Origin of the sequence: Streptomyces sp. NPDC057950, from assembly GCF_042887295.1 — a bacterium.
Classification (GTDB): Bacteria; Actinomycetota; Actinomycetes; order Streptomycetales; family Streptomycetaceae; genus Streptomyces; species Streptomyces kaempferi.
In genome coordinates this window covers 1-18,236 of the sequence record NZ_JBHVPP010000013.1, presented here as the reverse complement: position 1 = coordinate 18,236, position 18,236 = coordinate 1, and the positions used below count along the sequence as shown (strand labels likewise).

Below are 18,236 nucleotides of genomic sequence, written 5' to 3'. Positions count from 1 at the left end.
CCGGCTACCTGTCGAGGTCCAGGTCCAGCATGCGGATCGCGTTGCCGCGCATCAGCTTGTGGACCGTCTCGTCGTCGAGGCCCTTCACATGGTCGAGGGCGACCTCCTTGGTGTGCGGGAAGGTCGAGTCGACGTGCGGGTAGTCGGTCTCGAAGGTGGCGTTGTCGCGGCCGACGACGTCCAGGGACGCGACGCCGTGCTTGTCGCGGAAGAAGCAGCAGAAGATCTGGCGGTAGTAGTACGTCGACGGGGGTTCCGGGACGAGGTCCTTGACGCCGCCCCAGGCGCGGTGCTCCTCCCAGACGTCGTCGGCGCGCTCCAGGGCGTACGGGATCCAGCCCATCTGGCCTTCGGAGTAGGCGAGTTTGAGGCGGGGGAACTTCACCAGGACTCCGCTGAAGAGGAAGTCCATCATCGAGGCCATCGCGTTGTTGAAGGACAGCGACGCCTGGACGGCGGGAGGCGCGTCCGGGGAGGCCGCGGGCATCTGGCTGCTGCTCCCGATGTGCATGTTCACGACCGTGCCGGTCTCCTGGCAGACCGCGAAGAACGGGTCCCAGTGGCCGGAGTGGATGGAGGGCAGGCCCAGGTGGGTGGGGATCTCGGAGAAGGTCACCGCCCGCACGCCGCGCTCCGCGTTGCGCCGGATCTCCGCGACGGCCAGGCCGATGTCCCACAGCGGGATGAGGCAGAGCGGGATCAGCCGGCCGCCGCTGTCACCGCACCACTCCTCGACCATCCAGTCGTTGTAGGCGCGTACGCAGGCCAGGGCCACCTCCTTGTCGTGCGCCTCGGCGAAGGTCTGGCCGCAGAAGCGCGGGAAGGTCGGGAAGCAGAGGCTGGCCTCGACGTAGTTGAGATCCATGTCCTTGAGGCGCTCGGCGGGGTCCCAGCAGCCGGGCCGCATCTCCGCGCGGGTGATGCCCTCCAGGGTCATCTCGTCGCGATCGAAGCCGACGGCGGCGATGTTGCGCTTGTACGGGAACTTGAGGTCCTCGTAGATCCACCAGTCGGTGGGCGGCCCGTCCGGGTCCATGGTGATCCGGTACTTGCCGCCGACGTAGGCGAGCTCACCGATGCCGGCCGTGAGGGGCTTCGGCCCGCGGTCGCGGTACTTCGCGGGCAGCCAGGTCTCGAAGAGGTGCGCGGGCTCGATCACGTGGTCGTCGACGCTGACGATCCGCGGCAGTTCCGTCATGGGTGGCCTCCGCCTGGCATACGTATCTGATGACCCGTCAGATAGCAGGCTAGCTCCGCGCCTATGGACCGACAAGGCGGTGCGCCCTACGCTCTCGAGCGGATCTGACAACCCGTCAGCTACAGGGGGCCGTCGTGAACGACACCGCACACGCTCTGGGCGCCTCGCGCACCCTCTGGGAACTGGTCGACCGCCGCGCCCGTCTCACCCCCGACCGGCCCGTCCTCCTCCAGGGCGACCGCTCCCTGAGCTTCGGCGCCCTGCGGGAGCGGGCCGAGCGGGTGGCGGCGGGCCTGTACGACAGGGGCGTGCGCCCCGGCACGGTGGTCGCCTGGCAGCTGCCCACCCGCATCGAGACGGCCGTGCTGTCCTTCGCGCTGGCGCGTCTGGGCGCCGTCCAGTCCCCCGTGATCCCCTTCTACCGGGACCGCGAGGTCGGCTTCGCGCTGCGGGAGTCCCGGGCCGAGTACTTCGCCGTACCGGGCGAATGGCGGGGCTTCGACCACACGGCGATGGCGCGGCGGCTCGGCGCGAAGGGTGTCTTCGAGGCGTACGACGTGCTGCCGGACGGTGATCCCGGCGTCCTCCCGCCACCGCCGGCCGACGGCACCTCCGTGCGCTGGATCTACTGGACCTCGGGCACGACCTCCGACCCCAAGGGCGTCCTGCACACGGACCGTTCGCTGATCGCGGGCGGCTCCTGCCTGGCGCACGCGCTGCGGCTGTCGGCCGAGGACGTGGGCTCGATGGCCTTCCCGTACGCGCACATCGCCGGGCCCGACTACACCGTGATGCTGCTGCTGTACGGATTCCCCGCGGTGATGTTCGAGCACTTCGCGCTGCCCGCCGCGCTCGGGGAGTACCGCGCGCACGGGGTGACGGTGGCGGGCGGCTCGACGGCCTTCTACTCGATGTTCCTGGCCGAGCAGCGCAAGGCGCCCGGCCGTCCGGTGATCCCCACGCTGCGGCTGCTGGCGGGCGGCGGCGCGCCCAAGCCGCCCGAGGTCTACCACCGTGTCGTGCGGGAGATGGGCGTGCAGCTCACCCACGGGTACGGGATGACCGAGGTTCCGATGATCACCATGGGGGCGCCGGACGACACCGCCGAGAACCTGGCGACCACGGAGGGCAGACCTCCGGAAGGCATGGAGATACGGATCGTGGACGGCGAGGTACGGCTGCGCGGCGAGGCCGTCTGCCAGGGCTACCTGGATCCGGCGCAGACCGCCGAGTCCTTCGACGCGGACGGGTTCCTGATCACGGGTGACGTGGGCCGTCTGACGGAGAGCGGGCACCTCGTCCTGACCGGGCGCCTGAAGGACGTCATCATCCGCAAGGGCGAGAACATCTCGGCGAAGGAGATCGAGGACCTGCTGCACCGGCACCCGGCCGTCGGTGACGTCGCGGTGATCGGGCTGCCGGACGCCGAACGCGGGGAACGGGTCTGCGCGGTGGTCGAACAACCGCCCGGGGCGGCGCCGCTGACGCTCGCGGCCGCGGTGTCGTACCTGCGCGCGGAAGGGCTCTCGGTGCACAAGCTGCCGGAGCAGCTGGAGGTGATGGAGGCCCTCCCGCGCAACGAGACGCTGCGGAAGGTACTGAAGTACCGGCTCCGGGAGCGGTTCTCGGGGCCGGCCGGGTCGGCGGGGGCTACTCCGGCACCGTGAAGTAGCGGGCGAACGCGGTCACGACCTCCGACTCGCCGATCCGGCCGTCGGCGTCCGTGTCGAGGGCACCGGCCGCCAGGGCGGCGATCTCGTCGCTCACGCCCAGGGCCCTGAGCACGCGCTCGGCGTCCTCGACCGTGGCCGCTCCGTCCCCGTCGGTGTCCGCGACGGCGAGGGCCGCGTGCAGGAAGGGGCGGGCGATCTCCCCGAAGCGGTCGGGGTTGTCCCGCAGCCGCTTCACGGCGCCGTTGACGAACTCCTCCCGGTTGATGCGCTGGTCTCCGTCACGGTCCGCTATGCCCGCCATGCCCTGCCAGAACGCCTCCGCGCCCACGTACAGGGCCTGGCCCTTGTCGGACCGGGCCGCCGTGCCGAACTCGGCGAGGACGGACTTCGCCGCCGCGTTGAAGTCCTCCCGGTCGATGTAGCCGTTGCCGTCCTGGTCGAAGCCCGCGAAACGGGCGGCAATCCTGCGTTCGTACTCGGTACTGACCATGGCCTTCTCGGACCGCCTTACAACTCAGCCGGACTCTGTGCCGGACTGCGGGTTCATCTGGCAGGGAGCGTACGACGGCCCGGCCGCGAAGGGAGCCGGAAAACGACGCTTGTACCAAGACCGCAGGAATTCTTGGACAACTCCGTGGCGCACCGCGGCGCCGGTCTGACGCGGGGCGTGACCCGTGGGATCTCACGCCGAGAGGGGGCTCGACTCCTCGTCGACGGCCGTGCGGGCGTCCGGATAGACGTCGAAGAGACGGCGGACACCGAGGGCCGCGAGGACGCGGTTGACGTGCGAACCGTCGGCCGCTCCCTGGTCCGGCAGGATCAGGCGCAGCCGGCCCTGGCAGGAGCGGACCAGCCGGCGGGTGGCGATCAGGACGCCGACACCGCTGGAGTCGCAGAAGAGGACCTCGGAGAGGTCGAGGACCAGGCTGCGGCGGCCTTCCGCCACCGCGTCGTGCACCCGCTGGCGCAGCACCGGTGACGTCGCGAGATCCATCTCGCCCGACACCCGGAGCACGGCCCATCCGCCCAGTTCGCCGTCGGTCACCTTGAGCGTCACCGCGTCGCCTCTCGCTCGCCTCGCCCACCAGGAAACGGAAGCAGTTCCTACGCTTCCTTTCAGCGCGGCTGCCCAACCGTCGTTCCATGAAACACCGGACCGCGATCGATGAAACGTCGGTCTACGGTCGAAATTGCTGAACGAGCGAACTGTTTCGGTCGCATGTCGGTCACGTACGGTCTCATTCGATCGGATGTGCGGGGCATGTGGGGGGCTTTTACCATTCCCGGCCCGTCCAGGGGCGCACGTTGGCGTAAAGGGGCGTGCGCTGTCCTACGTGCCGACTACATTCGAGACAGCGGTACACACAGGCTGGACACGCACAGACACACCGGGCACGAGCAGGCGCGAGGGGGCCGTATGGCGGCGAAGGACGCACCGCCCCGCTGGGACCGCAAGATGCAGCAGCGGCTCGCACGCGGGGAGGCGGCGGCGCTCGGTGAGCTCTACGACCGGTTCGCCTCCCTGGTGCACGGCCTCGCGCACCGCGTGCTCGGCGACGAGCGGGCCGCCGACGGGATCACCCGCGAGGTGTTCGTCCACGTCTGGGAGAACCCCGAGTCCTACGACCCGAAGCAGGGCCCGCTGCGGTCCTGGGTCGCCACGCTGACCCATCGCCTCGCCGTGCAGCGGCTGCGCGCGACCGAGACCGCCGCGCTCGCCCTGGAGGGCGGGGGCACCACCGAGGAGCTGGAGCGCAAGGTGCGCAGTGCGTCCGTCGCCGCCCGCGCGGACTACATCGTCACGTCCATGCCCACCCCGCTGCGGGCCGCGCTGGAGCTGGCGTACTTCCAGCGCCGCGACTACCGCCAGGCCGCCGCCGATCTCGGCGTCACCGAGGACGAGGCCCGGCGCCGGCTCCGCCTCGGCCTGCAGTTGCTGTCCACCGCCCACGACGCCGGGTCCCCCGGCGGGCCGCCCGGGTTCGGGGGTGCGCGGTGACGGAAGGAGCGGACCGGTCCGACGGCTTCGCCGATCACGAGGCCGGCAAGGGGCCCCGGGAACGCGAGGAGCACTGGGAGCGCGAGGAGAAGGAGCGCCCGGGGAAGGAACACGAGACGTCGTACGAGGGGAAGGGCCGTGGTCCCGCTGGGTCCGAAGGCGGTGACAGCGATGTCGCCGATGTCGGCGACGCCCGCGGCTCAGGTGACGGGGGCTTCGGTGACGGGGGCTTCGGTGACGGGAGCGACGGCGGTTCGGGCCGTATCGGGCAGCCGTCGCGCCTACCGACGCCGCGTTCGTCCGTCGAGGACACCGGGCCGCCGCTGCCGGCACCCGCGCCGCTCGTCCTGGAGCACCAGGTGCTGAAGTCGCTTCTCGGCGCGTGGGCGCTGGCCGCGTGTTCGGGGGAGGAGACCGCCGCGGTCGAGGAGCATCTCGGGGGGTGCGGTGCGTGCGCGGACGAGGCGCTGCGGCTGCGCGGGGCGGTCGGGCTGCTGCACCCGCCGGAGAGCCTCGACCTCGACCCCGCGCTGCGCACCCGGGTCCTGGAGAGCTGCCTGGACCGGCGTCCGCCGCGCATCCCGGTGCCCGAGTGGGCGGCACCCTACGACGCGGAGACCGCGCGGCTCGACGCGCTGCTGCAGGACATAGCGGACGCGGAGTGGCACGCCCCGGTGCGGCTGCGCTGGTTCGAGGACGACGGGCCCGTGAGCCGTCGGACGACGGTGGCCGGGGTGATCGCGCACCTGCTGAGCGTGGACGGGCTGGTCGGGGTCGCGCTGGGCCTGGACGATCCGCTCGGCGGGGCCGCCGCGCGCGGACGGGCCGAGGCGGCGGCCGCCGCGACCGGGGCCGCGGAGGGGCCCGGCCCGGCCGCGCCGGAGGCCGCGACGCCCACCGGGCGCACCGAGGCCTACTGGCGTGCCTCGCACTTCCCGCCCACCCGGGCCGTGCGCGGGCCCTGGCGGGAGCAGAGCCACCATCTCGTCCGCACGGTGGCGTTCGCCGGCGGGGGTTCCGGGCGGCTCGCCGTGTCCTACGGCGGCTTCGCGCTGCCGCTCCGTGACTCGATGCTGGACCGGGCCTTCGAGTGCTGGGTGCACGCCGGGGACATCGCGGACGCGGTGGACTATCCGTACGAGCCGCCGGCGCCGCGGCATCTGCACCGGATGATCGATCTCGCGGCGCGGATGCTGCCCATGTCGCTGGCCGAGCGGCGGCGGGCGGGGCGGGCGGCCCCGGCCTCGCGTCATCTGGTCGCGGCGGGGGCACCCGGGCGCAGTCTCCGGCTGGAGATCGAGGGGGCCGGGGGTGGGGAGTGGCTGATCCCGCTCGACTCGCCGGCCGCCGTGGCGTCCGCCGAGCACGAGGTCGCTCATGTCGCGCTGGACGGGGTGGAGTTCTGTCGGCTGGCGGCCGGGCACGTGCCGCCGGAGGAAGCGGCGGCGGGGCAGGTCGGTGACCGGGAGGCGATCAGGGACGTGCTGTTCGCCGCGGCGTCGTTGAGCCGGATGTAGGTGGCGGGGGCGTTTCCTCGCCCCCGACGCCCCGTCCTGTCCCTGGGGGCTCCGCCCCCAGACCCCCGTCAAGGGGCTGCCGCCCCCTGGACCGCCGCTCGCCCGAAGGTCTCGTCCTCGAACACCGGACGGGCTGAAATTCCGCAGCCCAGGCCCGCGCCATCAGCCCGCCCGGCCCGATCGAGGACGAGGCCGCCGAGGCCGAGGCGGCCCCCGGGCAGGGGCAGCCGGGCTACGCGAAGATGACCGTGCGGCGGCCGTTCAGGAGGATGCGGCGTTCCGCGTGCCACTTCACCGCGCGCGCCAGAGCCCGGCACTCCACGTCCCGGCCGAGCGCGACGAGCTGGTCGGGTGTCACGTCGTGGGCGACACGCTCGACCTCCTGCTCGATGATCGGCCCCTCGTCGAGGTCCGCGGTGACGTAGTGCGCGGTGGCGCCGATGAGCTTGACGCCGCGGGCATGCGCCTGGTGATACGGCTTGGCGCCCTTGAAGCTCGGCAGGAAGGAATGGTGGATGTTGATGATCCGGCCGCTGAGCTGCTTGCACAGGTCGTCGGAGAGCACCTGCATGTAGCGGGCCAGAACGACCAGTTCCACGTCCTCGGCCCTGACCAGCTCCAACAGCTCCGCCTCGGCCTGCTCCTTGGTGTCCCTGGTCACCGGAATGTGGCGGAAGGGGATGTTGTACGAGTCCACAAGCTCGGCGAAATCCGTGTGGTTGGACACCACGGCCGCGATCTCGACGGGCAACGCCCCGGTCCGTGCCCGGAACAACAGGTCGTTGAGGCAGTGGCCGAACTTGCTGACCATGAGGACGATGCGCATCTTGTCCTCGGCCCGGTTGATCTGCCAGTCCATGTGGAAGGAATCACCGATGGCCGCGAAGGTCGCCCGCAGTTTGTCCACGGTCACCGGCGACTCCGCCGAGAAGTGGACGCGCATGAAGAACAGGCCCGTGTCGTGGTCGCCGAACTGCTGGCTGTCCTCGATGTTGCAGCCGGTCATGAAGAGGTAGCTCGACACGGCGTGCACGATCCCCTTCTTGTCCGGGCAGAAGAGGGTCAGGACGTACTGCTCGGCGGGCTCGGCGGCGGCCTCGACGGCACGCACGGACTGCTCGTTCATGCGGCACAGGGTCCCATACGGGGCCCCGGCGACGGGCGACCGTCCCGCCACGCGGACGCCCGCGCCGCGGCGCTACGCCGAGCGCGTCATGATCCGCAGTACCTCCAGCGTCCGCGGCGGGACGTCGGGGTCCTCGCCGTCGCTCGCGGCCAGCCGCACATGCGCGTCACGCGCCGCCCGCACCGCCTCCGGCCAGGCCGCGTGGTCGACGTACGCGGAGACGGGCGCGTCGGGTCCGACCTGGTGCACGATCCGCAGGACGCGGAGCACCGCGGTGTCGACGAGGGCCGCCTCCTGGGAGTCCCGGAAGATCGTGCCGACGTACTTCTCGGCGGACCAGTTGTCCAGCCAGGTGTCCTCGACCAGCCGGTACACGGCGTCGGTGACGTCCCCGTATCCGTCGACCCCGGCGAGCCAGACATCACGCTGGAAGGCGGGGTCGGAGAGCATGTGCAGCGCGGAGCGCACATTGCTGCGCCAGCGCCACCACGGCATGTCGTTCAGTGGCATGCCGCCCATGGTGGGGGAGCGACGGCCGCGACGGGAAGAGTTCTCCGAACCTTGCACGGTCACCGATCGTACGTTCTTCATGAAAAGCAGATCATCCGCCCCTCCAATTCACCCCTATGTCACCTCGTGTTGACCGCGGGTCACACGCGGGTTTGTGATGTGGGGGAATCGTGCGTGTCCATGACCGGCAGGCGACGTACCCGCACCACCTCACCCACCCGCTCCCGACCCGCCAGGGCCAGACTGCTGCCCGCGGCCGCGCTGGTCGCGTGCGCGTCGATCGCCGTCGGATGCGGGGTCGTGCCCGGTGTCACGGGAGGTTCCGGGGACGACACCATCAAGGTGATGACCTGGGCCCCCCAGGACACCGCCGCGACCAACAAGCCCGGCATGCCCGCCATGGCCGAGGCATACGCCCGCTGGGTGAACGCGCACGGTGGCATCAAGGGCCACAAGCTCACCGTCCTGACCTGCAACGACCACAACGACACGGTGGGAGCCGCGCAGTGCGCCCGGCGCGCGGCCAGGGAGAACGTGGTCGCCGTCGTCGGCTCCTACAGCCAGCACGGCCGCTCGTTCCTGGCTCCGCTGGAGGCCGCGGGCATCCCGTACATAGGCGGCTACGGCGTCACCGACGACGAGTTCACGAGCCCGGACTCCTACCCGATCAACGGCGGCGCGCCCGCGCTGCTCGCCGGACTCGGGCAGCAGCTCGGCAAGAAGTGCGGCCCGGTGTCGCTGATCCGCCCCGACACCGTCGCGGGCGACCAGCTCCCGGTGCTGCTCGACGCGGGCCTCAAGTCACAGCAGCACCCGCCCGCCGAGGACCAGCGCGCCGCCGAGGACGCGACCGAGTACTCCCAGCAGGCCAAGCGTGCTCTCGACCGCGCGACCACGAACCCGCAGAGCACGGGATGCGTGGTGACGGCGCTCGGGGACCACACGGACACCTTCATGGACTCCTTCCGGCGCAGCCGCGCGGACTACCGGAAGGTGGGGACGGGCACGGTCCTCGGCAGCGTCGACCAGTCGCGGATCGACGCCAGCGGCGGGAAGTCGGGCCCCTACGAGGGCGCGTACGTCACCGGCTGGTACCCGGTGGCCAGCGACCCGCGCTGGGACCCGATGCACAAGGTCATCAAGGAGCAGGCCTTCGGCGACAACCGGATCGACCCCGCGGACGCCGGGGTGCAGACCACCTGGATCGCCTACAACGTGTTCAAGAAGATCGTGCAGTCGCTCGGCGGCGACGTGACCTCGAACGCGATCCGGCAGACCCTCGACAACGGCCTCAAGGTGACCACGGGCCGGCTCACCCCGACGCTCAGCTGGCGCTTCGAGGACCTGATCGCGGCCGTCGACTTCCCGCGCCTGGTCAACGCCCATGTCACCTTCCAGGTGGTGCGCGACGGTCAGCTGGTCCCGGCCGGCGACGGCAGCTTCAAGGACGAGTCGGAGACTCTGGAGAACGCGGACCAGCACTGAGCCGCCTGGGGCCCGCCCCGCCGGATGATCCGGCGGGGCGGGCCCCAGGGGTTTTCACAGCTGGATCGGTGTGCGCCGCGTCAGTCCGTACTTCGACGCGATGGAGTTCCACAGCCCGGCGGCCTTCGACTTCTGCGCACTCGCGGTGCCGCTGGCCGCGTTGGCCGCCTGGGTCTGGCCGGTGGTGCGGGCGTGGCCGCCCTTGCAGCCCCTCTTGCCGCCGACCTGGTCGGCCCAGGCCGCGTAGTGGTTGTCGGCCGCCGCGGAGGCCTTCCACGCGTTGTTCAGCGCGGCGGTCAGCTCTGCGTGGTTCGGGAGCTTGTCGACGGAGAGGGCCGAGAGCCGGGTGACGAGCCCGGCGCGCTGCTTGGCCGCGCCCCGCAGATCGCCGGCCGCCTGGCCCAGGTTGTTGCACGCCTTCACGTTCTCGACGGCTTTGACGACCGAGTCACGGCTGTTGTTGCTGTCCGCGAGGAGCTTGTCCAGCGCGACGGCCTGCGCCTTGGCCGGGTCGGCACCCGTGGACGCCGAACCGTCGGTGGCGGCGGCCGTCGCCGACACGTTCTTGCTGCCGCCGCCCGTGCTGTCGCCGCCCCCACCGCCGCTGAGCAGGGCACCGGCGCCGACACCGAGCACGACGATGCCGATGCCGACGGCAGCGATCAGCGGGACGCGCGAGCCGCCTCGCCCGCCGCCGCCCTCGGCGGGCGCGCCACGCCGGGTGGCGGCCCGCCCACCCGGTCCACCGGGTGCCCCCGGGGCCTGCGCGCCGTACGGGGCCTGCGCACCGTAAGGGGTCTGCGGGGCCTGCGCGCCGTACGGGGTCTGCGGGGTTTGCGGGGCCTGCGCCTCGAAGCGCGGAAGCTGCTGCGTGGACCCGGGCGCTTCCGGTGCGCTCGAATCGGCGCGGAAGAGATTGTCGAACTCCGCGGGCGGTTGCCGGTCCTCCGGGCCGCCCGGTCGTATCCCGTACGTCCCCCCGGACTGATCGGCGGGCACCGGAGCCATGAACTGGGTGGCCTCGGCGTCCGGGTTCGCGGCCTGCGACGGGGATCCCGCGCCGGGCATCCCCTGGGGCGCGTGCCCCGGGAACTGCGTCCCGCCCCCGCTCACCTCGGGCGGCAGGGCACCGGGGCCGATCGGCGGGAGGAACTGGGTCGCGCCCTCGTCGGCGGCCGGGACGGGCGGGATGTACTGCGTGGCACCCTCGTCGGCGACGGGCGGCAGGGCGCCGGGGGCGACGGCGTGCGGAAGCGGCCGGCCGCCCGCGGGCTGCTGCGGGCCCACGGGGCCGGCTCCCGCGTACCCGTCGTGGGCCTGGCCGCCCTGAGCGCCGTACGCCTGGGCCTGCCCGTTGTCGTACGAGCCGTTGTCGTACGAACCGTTGTCGTACGCGGGCGCCCCGTGGCCGCCGTACGACGGCGACTGCTGCCCGCCGTAAGGCTGGGGCTGCGTGCCCTCGGCCGGGAGCGGCCCGGCGCCCGGCGCCTGTGCGCCCTGCTGGGCCGCGGTGCCCCAGCGCGCGTCCGGGGTCTGGTCCGACCCCGCCGGCCAGCCGCCGGAACCCTGGGACGACACCTCGTGGGCGCCCCAGTCCGGACCCGGCTCGGCGGCCCGGTGCGCACCGGGCTCGCCCCAGACCTGGGTGCCGTCCGCCGGCGGCCCCCAGCCCTCACCGGGCTGTGGGGCGGCGGCGGGGTCGGGACCCCACGGCCGGTCCCAGGACCGGCCTCCCGCCGGAACGGCCTGGTCGCCCGTCATGCCCGGCAGCAACGGCTCGCCACCGTCGGAGGGCAGCACGATGCCTTCACGCGCGGGGCGCGCCGAGGGCTGCTCGCCCTGTCCACTCTGCGTCACCGGGACTCCTACTGATGGGGGACCTTTCGGAATCGTCGGCTCACGCTACCGGGTCCCCACGAGCCCGTGCCACGCAGCACAGGTCATCACCCCGCCCCCGGTGACCGGGGTAACGAATACGTCCCGCCGTGCGCTGTATTCCCCTCCCTTCCCACGGGACACCGTCGTTTTCCCGCCGTTCACGCCCGCGCTCGGAAAACGTTCACGCCGCCGCCTGCAGCTCCAGCCTTGCCCCGAACTCCCTCACCACCGGCTCCTCCCGGTACGGATCGAGGCGTTGCTGCAGGTCCTCCAGGTACTCGGCGCCACGGTTGGAGCGCAGGGTGCCCAGCAACTCGACCGCCCTCAGCCCCGTATGACACGCCTGCTCCACCTCGCGCTGCTGTACCTGCGCGGTGGCGAGCAGCACATAGCCGATGGCGCGGCGGCGGGCCCGTGACTCCGGAAGCCCGGCCAGCGACTCCTCCGCGCACCGCGCGGCCGCCTCCGACTGCCCCAGGTCACGGTGGCAGTGCGCCAACTCGTCGGCGAGATACGCCTCGTCGAAGTGCGCGATCCACGCCGGGTCGTCGCCCGAGGCCGCGTCGGCGGACTCCAGGGCGGTGACGGCGCGCCCGGACGCCACCTGGGCGGCGCGCACGTCGCCCATCAGCGCGTATCCGCGCGCCTCGGCGGCGTGGAACATCGACTCCGCGCGCGGTGTCACCCGCCCCCGCGCGCCCTCCTGGGCGGCGCGCGCCAACTGCGCGATCTCGCGCGGGTTGCCGAGCTGCGCCGCCAAGTGGCTCATGGACGCGGCGAGTACGTAGCCGCCGTAGCCCCGGTCCCCGGCCGCCTGGGCGAGTCTCAGCGCCTGGATGTAGTAGCGCTGGGCGAGACCCGGCTGACCGGTGTCGATGGCCATGTAGCCCGCGAGCTCCGTCAACCGGGAGACGGTGGCGAAGAGTTCACGCCCGACCGCCTCCCGGTAGGAGCCCGCGAGCAGGCCGGAGACCACGCTGTTGAGGTAGTGCACGACGACCGGGCGCACATGGCCGCTGCCGTACTGGTGGTCGAGGTCCACCAGGGCCTGGGTCATCGCGCGCACCGCCGCCACGTCCGAGAGCCCGACCCGCGGCCCCGCCGCGCGCGCCACCTGGGAGTCCGGCGCGGAGATCAGCCAGTCGCGGCTGGGCTCGACGAGCGCGGAGGCGGCGACGGACGAGCCTGACAGGAAGTCCCTGCGCCCGACGTCGCTCCGCCACAGCTCACACACCTGCTCGATGGCGCCGAGGACGGTGGGCGAGAACTGAAGGCCGACGCCCGACGCGAGGTTCTTGCCGTTCGCCATGCCGATCTCGTCGATCGTGACCGTACGGCCGAGTTTGCGGCCCAGCGCCTCCGCGATGATCGCGGGCGCCCGTCCCCGCGGCTGCTGGCCTCGCAGCCAGCGCGCCACGGACGTCTTGTCGTAGCGCAGATCGAGGCCGTGCTCCGCGCCGCACATGTTGACCCGGCGGGCCAGTCCGGCGTTGGAACAGCCCGCTTCTTGGATGAGCGCCTGCAGTCGTTCGTTCGGCTGCCGCGCGACGAGCGGCCTTGCGGCCATGCGTACCCCCTGTGGCTGCGGTGCCTGCCCACGCACCGGTTTGACGTGTCCTCATCGGCCGACGTCGGGGAACGAGGCCGGCCAGGAAGATCAATGCCCCGCAGACATACCGAAGATGCGGGACATGTGAGGATTGCCGGGGTAAGGGCGGTTGCCCGACCCCTCCCCTGGTTACCCACCCCCCGCTGCCGTTCCCCGTGCGCGCCCCCACCCGTGCATCCATGCGCCCCACATGCGGGAACGATGCCCCTCCCCCGCGCACGGGACGCCCGTAACCCCCCGTGGCCACCAGAGTTGTGTTCATCGTGGAAGAGACCATCGCGGGGCCCGAGGCCGCCCAGATCCCGAAGCAGCGCGGCGAACCGCTGCTGGACACCGCCGTGCGATATGCCGAGGAACGCCACTGGGACGTGTTCCCGGGGGCCTGGCTGGAAGTCGTGGACGGGACCCAGCGCTGCTCCTGCGGCGACAACGGGTGCTCCGCCCCCGGCGCACATCCGGCGCGCGACGACTGGGCCACGCAGGCCACCGGCAGCGCGACCGTCGCCCGCCGCATGTGGGCGAAGCAGCCCACGGCGTCGATCCTGCTGCCCACCGGGCGGACGTTCGACGCGATCGACGTGCCCGAGTCGGCGGGCTTCCTCGCGCTCGCCCGCATGGAGCGGATGGAGCTGACGCTCGGTCCGGTCACCTGCACCCCGGACCGGCGCATGCACTTCTTCGTACTCCCCGGTGCCGCCGCGAAGGTCCCCGACCTCGTACGGGCGCTCGGCTGGCCGTCGGCCTCGCTCGACCTCGTCGCGCTCGGCGAGGGCTCGTACGTCGCCGCCCCGCCGACCCGGTTCGGGTCCCGGGGGGCCGTGCAGTGGGCCTGCCGTCCCACGCCCGCCAACCGATGGCTGCCGGACGTGGAGGAGCTGATCTCACCGCTCGCCTACGCGTGCGGACGGGACCGGTAGGACGGTAGGACGGTAGGGCCGTGACGCTGGAGGACCGTGACCCTGATCCGGCCCGGCTCTCCGTCGTGGCCGGTCGCGCCGTTCCCTCCCCCTTGGAAGGAGGGCGCTCCCCCGTAGGGTGCCTCCATGACCCAAGGAGCAGCCGTACACGTGCAAGGGCTCTGGAAACGGTTCGGGGAGCAGGTCGCCGTCGGCGGGATCGACCTGGAACTGCCCGCGGGCCGGTTCATCGGGCTCGTCGGCCCGAACGGGGCCGGGAAGACCACCACCCTCTCGATGGTGACCGGACTGCTCAGGCCCGACCAGGGCACCGTCGAGGTCGTGGGCCGTGACGTGTGGCGCGACCCGGCGGCGGTGAAGGCCCGGATCGGCGTCCTGCCCGAGGGCCTGCGGCTGTTCGAGCGGCTCTCCGGGCGTGAACTCCTGGCCTACACCGGCCGGTTGCGCGGACTGCCCGGCCCGGAGGTGGACAAGCGCGCCACTCAGCTCCTCGACGTCCTCGACCTCGCGGGCGCCCAGCACAAGCTCGTCGTCGACTACTCGACGGGCATGCGCAAGAAGATCGGCCTCGCCGCCGCTCTCCTCCACAACCCCGAAGTCCTCTTCCTCGACGAGCCGTTCGAGGGCGTCGACCCCGTCTCGGCGCAGACCATCCGTGGCGTCCTGGAGCGGTACACGGGATCGGGCGCCACGGTCGTCTTCTCCTCCCACGTGATGGAACTCGTCGAGTCGCTGTGCGACTGGGTCGCCGTCATGGTCGCGGGGCGCATCCGCGCCCACGGCCCGCTGGCGGAGGTCCGCGGCGACGCGCCCTCCCTCCAGCAGGCGTTCCTCGAACTCGTCGGCGCGCACGGCCGCACGCCCGGGGCCGATCTGGACTGGCTGGGCGGCGGCGCACTATGAGCACCCCGGCGAGCCTCCCCGCGAGCACCGCGTCGGGCACCCCGGCGAGCTCCGCCGCGCCCGCCTCCGCCGCGTCGATCACCCCCGTCGTCGTACGGCTGAAGCTGTCGCTCCTGCGCAACGGGCTGCGGCAGTCGGGCGGGCGGCGGGCCGCGTACGTCACCTCGGTCGTCCTCGTCCTGCTCTTCGCCGCCCTCCAGCTGCTGGGCCTGATCGCCCTGCGCGGCAACGCGCACGCCGTCTCCGTCACCGTGCCGCTCGTGGTGGTCCTGGCGCTCGGCTGGGCGGTGATGCCGCTGTTCTTCCCGAGCGGCGACGAGACGCTCGACCCGACCCGGCTGGTCATGCTGCCGCTGCGGCCGCGCCCGCTCGTCAGGGCGCTGCTCGCGGCCTCGCTGGTCGGCATCGGGCCGCTGTTCACGCTCTGTCTGCTCGTCGGGTCCGTCGTCTCGGTGGCGCACGGCGCGGCGGCGTACGTCACCGCCGTCGTCGCCGTGGCCGTGGCCCTGCTCGTCTGCGTGGCCCTCGCGCGCGCCGTCGCCGCCGCCAACATCCGGCTGCTGTCCAGCCGTAAGGGCCGCGATCTCGCGGTGCTCAGCGGGCTGGTGATCGCGGTCGGCGCGCAACTGGTCAACTTCGGTGCGCAGCGGCTCGGTTCGGCGGGCGGCCTCGCGGAACTCGACCCGGTGGCAGAGGTGCTGCGGTGGGTGCCGCCGGCGTCGGCGATCGGCGCAGTGGACTCGGTGAGCGAGGGCTCGTACGGGGCCGGGGCCGTTCAACTGGCGCTGGGCGTGGCCGCGCTGGCGGGGCTGCTGGCACTGTGGTCGCGGCATCTGACCCGCCTGATGACCTCACCGGACGGCTCGACCCTGCGGGCCGCGGAGCCCGCCCGGGAGAGGGGGCCGTCGGGGCTCGGCCGGCTGCTGCCGTCCGGGCGCACCGGGACGGTCATGGAGCGCAGTCTGCGGTACGTGTGGCGGGACCCGAAGACGAAGGCCGCGTGGGTGACCTCGCTGGCCATCGGGCTGATCGTGCCCGTGTTCAACGCGATGCAGGGCACCGGCTCGGTCTACTTCGCGTGCTTCGCGGCCGGGATGCTCGGGATCCAGATGTACAACCAGTTCGGGCAGGACACGTCCGCGTTCTGGATGGTCGCCATGACGATCTCGTCCCCGCGCGACGCGTATGTCGAACTGCGCGGGCGGGCGCTGGCGCTGCTGGTGATCACCCTGCCGTACGCGACGCTCGTGAGCGTTCTGACGACCGCGCTGCTCGGCGACTGGACCCGGCTGCCCGAGGTGCTGGGACTGTCCTTCGCGCTGCTCGGCGCGATGCTGGCCACCGGCGCCTGGTCGTCGGCGCGCTTCCCGTACTCGATCCCGCAGGAGGGCTACAAGAACGTGGCCCCCGGGCAGGCGGGGCTCGCCTGGATCTCCATCTTCGGCGGGATGGTCTCGGCGGCGCTGCTCAGCTCTCCCGTCATCGCCCTCGCCATCTGGGTGAACGTGACGGCGGACGGGGACCGGTGGAGCTGGCTGCTGCTGCCGCTGGGCGCCGGGTACGGGGCGCTGATCGCGCTGCTGGGGCTGCGGATGGCCGCGCCGCGGACGGCCCGGCGGCTGCCGGAGATCCTGGCGGCGGTGAGCAAGGGGTGAGCCGGGGCGCGTCCGTGAAGTCCCGTCGTCCGCCCGAGGGGCGGGCCCGGCGGCGCCCGGTGCGTGCTCTCGGTGCGTGCTCTCGGTGCGCCGGGCGCGGGCCCTCGCGGCCACGCCCCGGGGGCGCGCGGACGGGCGCCCCCGGGTTCCCGGTCAGCCGGTGAGGACGCCGTCGAGGAACGGCTCGATCGCGGTGCGCCACGCCTGTGGACGGTCGTAGTGCACGAGGTGGCCGGCGTCGGCCACCTCCGCGTACCGGCCGTGCGGCAGGACACGGACCATCTCCTGGGACTCCGCCCGGCCCAGCTCGCCGTCCAGGCCCCTGACGACCAGGGCGGGGCACCGGACCTGGGCGAGCTCCTCCCAGTGGGCGTCGTACACCCAGGTCTCGCGGGACTTCAGCATCTGCTCGGGTTCGAAGACGGGCCGCCAGCCGTCGGCCGTCTCGTGCATCACCTCGGCGTAGAACTCGCCGCGGGACGGGCTGGGGCGCTCGACCCAGGGGTCGTCCTCGCCGAACCACTTCCGTACGTCGGCGAGCGTGGCGAACGGCATCGGCCATGCCTTGAACCAGTGCTCCCACTCCCGCTGCGACGCGGCGCCTAACGCCGAGGCCCGCATGTCGCAGATGACCAGCCCACGGACGAGGTCGGGGCGCTTGGCGGCGAGCTGCCAGGCGGTGAGCGCGCCCATGGCGTGACCGACGAGGACGGCCGGGCCGAGACCCAGCTGCTCGAGGGCGGCCTCGGCGTCCTCGACGTACGCCTCCCGGGTGTACTCCTCCTGCGGCGCCTTGTCGCTCCGGCCGTGGCCGCGCTGGTCGAGCGCGACGGCACGGTGCCGCCCGGAGAGCCAGCGGGCGGTGGGGGCCCAGTGCGAGGCGCGGCCCATGAGGCCGTGCAGCAACAGCACGCCGGGGGCCGACGGGCCCGGCGGCGGAGCGTTCTCGGGAGAATCGGCGAACTCCCACGCGGCCAGGCGTAGACCGCCCGCGCCTGTCACGTCGATGCGCCGCACCATAGGTCTGGCACCCCCCTAGCTCGCTCGGACCGCCCGCTCCCACTCGAGCCCGCCGGTCCCTCGTACCGCTCTGTGCCGCTTCCTGCCGCTGTCGTGCCGCTGTCACCACTGATGTGCCGATATCGCCGGCGTGCCGTCCGTGCCGCTTCCTGTGCCGCTCCACGGGTACCCGGTGCGTCCGTCGTACACCGCCACATTATCGAATAGACATTCGAAAATAGCCCGCTCGGCGACAACACCCCTCGTTCGAGTGACCACCAGCGGGGATTGACCGCCGCTGCCGAGGGGAGATCTTCAGCGGGAGGCGGACCGCTCGGGGACAACGGTCCGAAGGGGATGACCCTGGGAGCTCGGGGCTCCGGGTCAGCACAGGGGAGGACAGGCCCCGGCGCCATCTGGTGCCGGGGCCCTCTCCCTGTCTGCGGCACATCCGCCCCGCCCCCTCCCCGACCGTGCGACATCCCTCTCGGACACGGTCAAGAGCCCTCAGGTCATATGCCTCACGCGACAGCCTCGCACGCAAATGGTCTCGCCGCTGCGATTCGGCACACTGAATCTTGGTTTCGACGACGTGGCGCACGCATCACAACTACCTCCGCCGCCCCGGGAGTTGACACGACCACGTCGACCGGGCAGGGGACCGCCGCACGGTCCTCACGGCGCCCGGCGGTGGTGCGGGCCACGGGTTCGGCCTTGTCCGGCGGGCCCCCGGGTGTGGGCCGCGGGGTCCGGCCGAAGCCGGGCCC

General features: G+C 72.5%; 15 protein-coding genes. 7 read left to right on the top strand and 8 right to left on the bottom strand.

Annotated elements, in window-relative coordinates; genetic code table 11:
* Positions 1-4: 4 nt before the first annotated feature.
* The gene (locus ACFVTC_RS21780) at positions 5-1,198 is read right to left on the bottom strand and encodes an amidohydrolase family protein (protein WP_390129388.1); all 1,194 of its coding nucleotides are present in this window, start codon (positions 1,196-1,198) and stop codon (positions 5-7) included.
* Between the two features lie 134 nt (positions 1,199-1,332).
* Here ACFVTC_RS21780 and ACFVTC_RS21775 point away from each other — a divergent pair, with 134 nt between their 5' ends.
* On the top strand, positions 1,333-2,865 hold the full coding sequence (locus tag ACFVTC_RS21775) for a class I adenylate-forming enzyme family protein (protein WP_390129385.1): 1,533 nt from the start codon (positions 1,333-1,335) through the stop codon (positions 2,863-2,865).
* Here ACFVTC_RS21775 and ACFVTC_RS21770 read toward each other — a convergent pair.
* Both ACFVTC_RS21770 and ACFVTC_RS21765 read right to left on the bottom strand, forming a co-directional pair.
* Complete coding sequence (locus tag ACFVTC_RS21770) at positions 2,849-3,361, bottom strand: EF-hand domain-containing protein (RefSeq protein ID WP_168528668.1); 513 nt, start codon at positions 3,359-3,361, stop codon at positions 2,849-2,851. The two genes, ACFVTC_RS21775 and ACFVTC_RS21770, sit on opposite strands and share 17 nt — an antisense overlap.
* Positions 3,362-3,553: 192 nt before the next feature.
* Positions 3,554-3,928 (bottom strand): STAS domain-containing protein, encoded by a 375-nt coding sequence (locus ACFVTC_RS21765; RefSeq protein ID WP_390129382.1) that lies wholly within the window; start codon positions 3,926-3,928, stop codon positions 3,554-3,556.
* 360 nt (positions 3,929-4,288) lie between these two features.
* On the opposite strand from ACFVTC_RS21765, the gene ACFVTC_RS21760 reads away from it, so the two are divergent.
* Entirely contained in the window at positions 4,289-4,870 is a 582-nt protein-coding gene (locus ACFVTC_RS21760; RefSeq protein ID WP_168528669.1) for a sigma-70 family RNA polymerase sigma factor, read from the top strand.
* On the top strand, positions 4,867-6,387 hold the full coding sequence (locus tag ACFVTC_RS21755) for a zf-HC2 domain-containing protein (RefSeq protein ID WP_390129380.1): 1,521 nt from the start codon (positions 4,867-4,869) through the stop codon (positions 6,385-6,387). The genes ACFVTC_RS21760 and ACFVTC_RS21755 overlap by 4 nt, the downstream gene beginning before the upstream one ends.
* Before the next feature lie 232 nt (positions 6,388-6,619).
* Here the strand turns inward: ACFVTC_RS21755 and purU are convergent, their stop codons facing one another.
* Both purU and ACFVTC_RS21745 read right to left on the bottom strand, forming a co-directional pair.
* Complete coding sequence (purU, locus tag ACFVTC_RS21750) at positions 6,620-7,513, bottom strand: formyltetrahydrofolate deformylase (protein ID WP_390129377.1); 894 nt, start codon at positions 7,511-7,513, stop codon at positions 6,620-6,622.
* Between the two features lie 72 nt (positions 7,514-7,585).
* The gene (locus tag ACFVTC_RS21745) at positions 7,586-8,086 is read right to left on the bottom strand and encodes a hypothetical protein (RefSeq protein WP_168533752.1); all 501 of its coding nucleotides are present in this window, start codon (positions 8,084-8,086) and stop codon (positions 7,586-7,588) included.
* Between the two features lie 117 nt (positions 8,087-8,203).
* Between ACFVTC_RS21745 and ACFVTC_RS21740 the strand changes: the two genes are divergently transcribed.
* A complete protein-coding gene (locus ACFVTC_RS21740; protein WP_390129375.1) occupies positions 8,204-9,508 on the top strand; it encodes an ABC transporter substrate-binding protein in 1,305 nt (434 codons plus the stop codon).
* Positions 9,509-9,562: 54 nt separating this feature from the next.
* On the opposite strand, the gene ACFVTC_RS21735 is transcribed toward ACFVTC_RS21740, so the two are convergent.
* Positions 9,563-11,365: a hypothetical protein gene (locus tag ACFVTC_RS21735; protein WP_390129372.1), complete on the bottom strand. Its 1,803-nt coding sequence runs from the start codon at positions 11,363-11,365 to the stop codon at positions 9,563-9,565.
* 202 nt (positions 11,366-11,567) lie between these two features.
* Positions 11,568-12,953, bottom strand: a complete 1,386-nt coding sequence (locus tag ACFVTC_RS21730; RefSeq protein WP_390129371.1) for a transcriptional regulator — start codon at positions 12,951-12,953, stop codon at positions 11,568-11,570.
* A gap of 296 nt (positions 12,954-13,249) precedes the next feature.
* On the opposite strand from ACFVTC_RS21730, the gene ACFVTC_RS21725 reads away from it, so the two are divergent.
* From ACFVTC_RS21725 to ACFVTC_RS21715, 3 genes are all read left to right on the top strand, one after another.
* Entirely contained in the window at positions 13,250-13,912 is a 663-nt protein-coding gene (locus ACFVTC_RS21725) for a bifunctional DNA primase/polymerase (RefSeq protein ID WP_390129795.1), read from the top strand.
* A gap of 126 nt (positions 13,913-14,038) precedes the next feature.
* On the top strand, positions 14,039-14,815 hold the full coding sequence (locus tag ACFVTC_RS21720) for an ABC transporter ATP-binding protein (RefSeq protein WP_390129368.1): 777 nt from the start codon (positions 14,039-14,041) through the stop codon (positions 14,813-14,815).
* Positions 14,812-16,470, top strand: coding sequence for a transporter (locus ACFVTC_RS21715; protein ID WP_390129366.1), 1,659 nt, complete (start codon positions 14,812-14,814; stop codon positions 16,468-16,470). Before ACFVTC_RS21720 ends, ACFVTC_RS21715 begins: the two co-directional genes overlap by 4 nt.
* A gap of 153 nt (positions 16,471-16,623) precedes the next feature.
* Here the strand turns inward: ACFVTC_RS21715 and ACFVTC_RS21710 are convergent, their stop codons facing one another.
* Positions 16,624-17,490, bottom strand: coding sequence for an alpha/beta fold hydrolase (locus ACFVTC_RS21710; protein WP_390129364.1), 867 nt, complete (start codon positions 17,488-17,490; stop codon positions 16,624-16,626).
* Positions 17,491-18,236: the final 746 nt, after the last annotated feature.